General features: G+C 57.1%; 3 protein-coding genes and 1 pseudogene. 1 reads left to right on the forward strand and 3 read right to left on the reverse strand.

Features of this window, described 5'->3' with window-relative positions:
- Positions 1–306 precede the first annotated feature (306 nt).
- Together VQ02_RS32955 and VQ02_RS37830 are read right to left on the reverse strand one after the other, a co-directional pair.
- Entirely contained in the window at positions 307–1,431 is a 1,125-nt protein-coding gene (locus tag VQ02_RS32955) for an IS630 family transposase (RefSeq protein ID WP_048448494.1), read from the reverse strand.
- Positions 1,432–1,915: 484 nt separating this feature from the next.
- Complete coding sequence (locus tag VQ02_RS37830; protein ID WP_157080907.1) at positions 1,916–3,124, reverse strand: sulfotransferase family 2 domain-containing protein; 1,209 nt, start codon at positions 3,122–3,124, stop codon at positions 1,916–1,918.
- A 155-nt stretch (positions 3,125–3,279) separates the two neighbouring features.
- Between VQ02_RS37830 and VQ02_RS32960 the strand changes: the two are divergent.
- Positions 3,280–3,839, forward strand: a pseudogene (locus tag VQ02_RS32960) (transposase); the annotation flags it as partial.
- Here VQ02_RS32960 and VQ02_RS32965 read toward each other — a convergent pair.
- Positions 3,817–5,043, reverse strand: coding sequence for an IS256 family transposase (locus VQ02_RS32965; RefSeq protein WP_048448495.1), 1,227 nt, complete (start codon positions 5,041–5,043; stop codon positions 3,817–3,819). The pseudogene VQ02_RS32960 and the gene VQ02_RS32965 overlap by 23 nt on opposite strands.
- Between the last annotated feature and the right edge of the window lie 186 nt (positions 5,044–5,229).

The raw sequence follows: 5,229 nt of genomic DNA on the forward strand, positions 1-5,229 counted from the left end.
GGCGCATAGCTGACGGGCGGCGATCCACCCGACATCCTGTGCGAGCGAGGCGAGGCCGGCCGGGAAACCGGCTGGCCTCTTCCCTTTGATACCCTCGCGCCTTGGCATCGACGTGTCGATGCCAAGGCGTCCGGCGCATCAGCACCGGCGCCCGTTCGGGCTTGCCTTGCGCCTCCGAACGAGTCCGTTCGAAGGCGCGGCGGTATAAGTGGTCAAGCCACGCCTGCGACCCGAGCTCATCCATTGCGGCGCTCCCGCTCGCCTCAGCAAACGAAAACTAGGATGCTCCAACATGGCAGAGTAGTGCTAGTGTCCTTCGCCTGAATTTTGTGGCAAAGACGTGGGTTCTGGCTCAACGTCGAGTGCACGCAAGCAGAAGCGTTTGACGTTGGCGAGGATGGCGTCGGCCGACTTCACCCATCGGAACGGCTTGGGCTCGGCGTTCGTGGCCTCGATGAAGGCGCGAATGTCGCGTTCAAGCTCGGCTACCGAGCAATGAACGCCACGTCGGATCGCGCGCTCCGTCAAAAGGCCGAACCACCGCTCGACTTGGTTGATCCACGAGGCGGAGGTCGGCGTGAAGTGCACATGATAGTGCGGGCGCTTCGCCAGCCAATCGCGGATCAGCTTGGTCTTGTGCGTCGCCGAGTTGTCGAGCACCAGATGCACGTCGAGGTCAGCTGGCACCGCTGCCTCGATCGCGTCCAGGAAGCAGCGGAACTCGCTGGCACGGTGACGCGGGTAGCACTGCCCGATCACGGCCCCGGCCTTCACATCGAGGGCGGCAAACAAGCTGGTGGTGCCGTGCCGGGCATAGTCGTGGGTGCGCCGCTCCGCCTGTCCAGGCCGCAGAGGGAGCAGCGGCTGCGTGCGGTCGAGGGCCTGAACCTGGGACTTCTCGTCCACGCACAGCACCAGGGCGCGGGTCGGCGGTGCCAGGTAGAGCCCGACGATATTGCGCACTTTCTCGGCAAACAACGGATCGGTCGAGAGCTTGAAGGTCTCGGACCGGTGCGGCTGCAGGCCGAACGCTCGCCAGACACGCCCCACCGTCGCACCCGACACCCCGCTGGCCTTGGCCATGCTGCGTCGGCTCCAGTGACTGGCGCCCTGCGGCCGCTCGGAGAGGGTGCGGGCGATCAGTTCGGCGACCTGCTCGTCGCCGATCCGGCGAGGTGCACCTGGACGAGGCTCGTCAAGCAGCCCGTCCGCGCGCTGGTGGGCGAAGCGCTCGCGCCACTTGCCAACCGTGTGCTTGCCGGTGGCGAGTTCTGCCGAGATGGCGGTGTTGCTCAGCCCGTCGGCGGCCAGCAGCACGATCCTGGCCCGCAAGGCCAGGCCCTGAGCGGTCTTGCGACGACGAGCCCAACTCTCAAGCTCGCCTCGCTCCTCCACGCTCAGGTCGAGTGTGGCGGGCACGCGGTAAGGCATCAGCACCTCCCTGCAGGCTCACCACTTTGCCACGAACTTCAGACGCAGGACACTAGGCTGAGTGAGCGCAGGAGCATTTATCCCGTGCAACGCCAGCCACGGACATCTCCAGCAACAAAATGGATCATGTCATCGCTGGTGGAGCTGGGATGTAGTGCGTCTGTGACAGGCTCTCTCACCCCAGGGCTTGGGTTGCGGGCACAAGATTGCTCATTGGCGGCTCGGAGAAGTTGCGCGATTTTTTTCTCCTGCGGGTATAACTACAGCATCAACTCCACTAACTCCTCTTTTCAGACGCTCAAGATCGCGGTGTCACGTACCTGGAACAACCAGCAGAACTTCGGCACTCTGCGTGTCGGGCTGTCGACGGGGCTGTCAATGGCGAGACTGCGTTCTGCAGCGCTATTACCATTTTCAAATGCATTCGAAATTTTATCTGCTGCATATTCTACCTGATTATCGTGTAAATAATTATCAATGATCATCAAGAAAATATAAATTTAAAATCTTTAAAATAAGCCCAGCAATAAGAATTTGCCCCTCCTTGTGATTTTAGCTTTGTCTCAAGTATCATGTTTAGATTGCCTTGCAAGTCATCAAGCCTTATCGTGATATTCTTATTTTCTCCAGGATTCAATATTTCAACTATGGATTTTAGATTTTTTCCATTTTCAATTACAATCTCGAATACGACTGAATTATGGGCTTTCTCAGATAAGGACAATGTGCACGTTGCTTTTTCTACGACTTCACTATTATTTATATCGTAAGTCTTGATAAATGTTTTGCCAATTTTCGGCGGATGGAGTAGCAGGTCGTTGTTTTCGAATGAGAAATAATTTTTCTCAGCGAATATATCATGTTTTGATCTCCGGATTGCTTCAGCAACATAAGAAAAATCCACTTTTCTTGCAGATAAACTTAAAGTTGGGAACTTTCGGGCTCCTGAAATGCGCAATTTCTGCATATAAGAATATAAATGATAATCAAATACAGTGTTAGCAGAGATTTCTGGCACGAGATCGACGTTGTTATTTTGAAACTTTTCCCTTCTATGGCTGTTAGAATTGAGAATGTTACTCGTTGGTTCATATCTTGCAACATCATACATTACAGAGAACAAATGGAGCGACCTCTCTAGCTCTTCAGAAATAAACACAAAGTCCAGATGCTTCATGTTAATGATAGCCTGTTTATACGCAGTGCTATCCAATTTTCCCGATAATTTACCTGAAAAGTACCGCGTCATCATATTAAAAGTTTGTTCATGCGGAATGTTATTTTCTCCGTTGTTCCGCAATATTTTCCTCAAACCAATATCTTGCCATGTATTATTATTCATAAAATGTTTATTATGTAAAAATAAAGAAAAAAAGTGATCAATTGGATTTCTGACGGAGGTGATAATTGAAATATCTTGATCTTTATAAGTATTTTTGACATTGATAAAAAAAGGGAGCGCCGCATGACCTGAAAACAAGCGAGCACCGTTGCTTACTTTTTCTTCGAATTTATCAATAAATGAAATGTCTCCGGGACTTGTCTGAATATGGCAATTGTCTGCTTCAAACATATTTTTTAAAGCGTCAATAAGACTAGTCCCGGCCGTCTTCGGAACATGGCAAAGCAAAAAAATCTTATTTCCCATTTTTTTACTACCTATAGCGCGTGATTTACGACAGTGAACATTCATGTTTGCCGATCGAGATATTTATTGGCACCCCCATGATGATCGCATCAGTGGCGATTCATTCAATAGCACCTGAATGTCGTTGTGATCCAGCGCTTGAAGCCATTACCCTCGTCGCTCGACCAGCCTCTCGACGTCAAGGTGCGCGCAACCGCGGTCGGACCGTGGTGCGCCAGGCAGTTGCGCGGGAGCCGGAGCCCTCGGCAGTGATCCTGGACGGCCGCACCCTGCGCTCCTTGTCCGAGAGCGGCGAGCGGGCGGGCTACGATGGAGCCCAAACGAAAGCGCGGATCCAAGCTGCATCTGGCGGTCGATACGCCCGGCCATGTGGTGGCGCTGCACGTCACGCCCGCAGAACGTCGACGACCGCAGCCAGGTCGGTGCGTTGACGTGAGCGGTGCAGGCGCAGACGGACAGAAGCGTGGAGAAAGCGTTCGTCGATCAGGGCTACACGGGCGAGAAGCCGGCGAGGGCCGCCGAAGCGCACGGGATCACGCTGGAGATGGTCCGTGCGCCCGAGGCCAAGCGCGGCTTCGTTCTGCTGCCGCGCTGTTGGATAGTGGAGCGCTCGTTGGCGTGGGCGACACGCTGCCGCCGCTTGGTCAAGGACCACAAGCGCTATGCCAGCACGCTGGCTGGCCTAGTCATGGTTGCGGGACTGTCAGGAATTCCGTGTATGGGCGGCGTGTTGAACATCAGGCCGCCATGGCCCGGGTGAAGCGCTCGCCGAAGATGACGGCGAACTGCGCCTTGGCCATGACCCACTCACGCGGGCCCATCTTCCACGCCTTCTCGGAGCGGTTCAAGACCAGGTAGAGAAGCTTCAGCGCGGCCTCGTCGGAGGGAAAATGCCCTCGTCCGCGCACGGCGCGGCGCAGTTTGGCGTTCAGGGCCTCGATGGCGTTCGTCGTGTAGACGATCCGCCGGACCTCGGCCGGGAAGGCGTAGAACGGGATGACCTCGCTCCAGGCCCGCCGCCAGCTCTGGCCGATGGCGCCGTACTTGCGGCCCCACTCGCCCTCTTCGAACGCCGCCAGCGCCTTCTCCGCCGCTGTCGCGTCGACCGCTTGGTAGATCGCCTTCAGCGCCCCCGCGACGGGCTTGCGGTCCTTGTAGGAGGTGAAATCCAGGCTGTGGCGAAGGAGGTGAACGATGCAGGTCTGAACCGTGGCCTCCGGAAACACCGAGACGATCGCCTCGGGAAAGCCCTTCAGGCCGTCGACGACCGCCAGCAGGATATCCTCGACGCCGCGGTTCTTCATCTCGGTCATGACGCGCAGCCAGAACTTGGCGCCCTCGGTGGTCTCGATCCACAGGCCGAGGATCTCCTTGGTCCCGTCAGCCCGCACTCCGAGCGCGATGTGGACCGCCTTGTTGCGCACGAAGCCCTCGTCGCGGATCTTCACCCGCAAGGCGTCGAAGAACACCAGGGGGTAGACGGGCTCGAGCGGCCGAGCCTGCCAGGCGGCGACCTCGTCCAGCACCGCGTCGGTCACCGCGCTGATCAGGTCCGGTGAGACCTCGACGCCGTAGAGATCGCGCACGTGCCCGACGATCTCGCGGGTGCTCATGCCGCGGGCGTACAGCGAGATCACCTTCTCGTCGAAGCCGGGAAAGCGGCGCTGGTACTTGGCGATGAGCTGCGGGTCGAAGCTCGCTTGGCGATCGCGCGGCACGGCCAGCTCGAATTGGCCGGTGTCGGTCGTGACGGTCTTCTTGCCGTAGCCGTTGCGGCTGTTGCCGCCGCCTCCTGCCTCGCCGGAGAGATGGTGATCCATCTCCGCGTCCAGGGCTCGTTCGGCCAGGGCCTTCTTCAGGCCGTCGAGCAAGCCGCCGGGGTAGAAGGCGGTTTTCGGATCAGCGCCCGCGAGCAGCTGATCGAGCACGGCGTTGGGAATGCTGGGGTCTTTGCGGCGGGCCATCGGCGATCTCCTGTGGTCGCATCATGCCCGCCCGCACACGGAATTCCTGACAGTCCCCATGGTTGCCTTCGTCTGCGATACGCTCAGCAAAATCGAGCGCTCAATAATCAGCTCATAACATGCTCACGGGGACAGCGACCAACAAGCATCAAAGTAATATTTGTCTAATACCACTTCGCTTAAGCA

The sequence above is a fragment of the Methylobacterium variabile genome (genome assembly GCF_001043975.1).
Lineage (GTDB): Bacteria > Pseudomonadota > Alphaproteobacteria > Rhizobiales > Beijerinckiaceae > Methylobacterium > Methylobacterium variabile.

What these genes read in the sequence shown, in the direction of transcription:
- VQ02_RS37830 (WP_157080907.1), bottom strand. Translation starts at nt 3,124, where the DNA reads ATGAATGTTCACTGTCGTAAATCACGCGCTATAGGTAGTAAAAAAATG.
- VQ02_RS32965 (WP_048448495.1), bottom strand. Translation starts at nt 5,043, where the DNA reads ATGGCCCGCCGCAAAGACCCCAGCATTCCCAACGCCGTGCTCGATCAG.
- VQ02_RS32955 (WP_048448494.1), bottom strand. Translation starts at nt 1,431, where the DNA reads ATGCCTTACCGCGTGCCCGCCACACTCGACCTGAGCGTGGAGGAGCGA.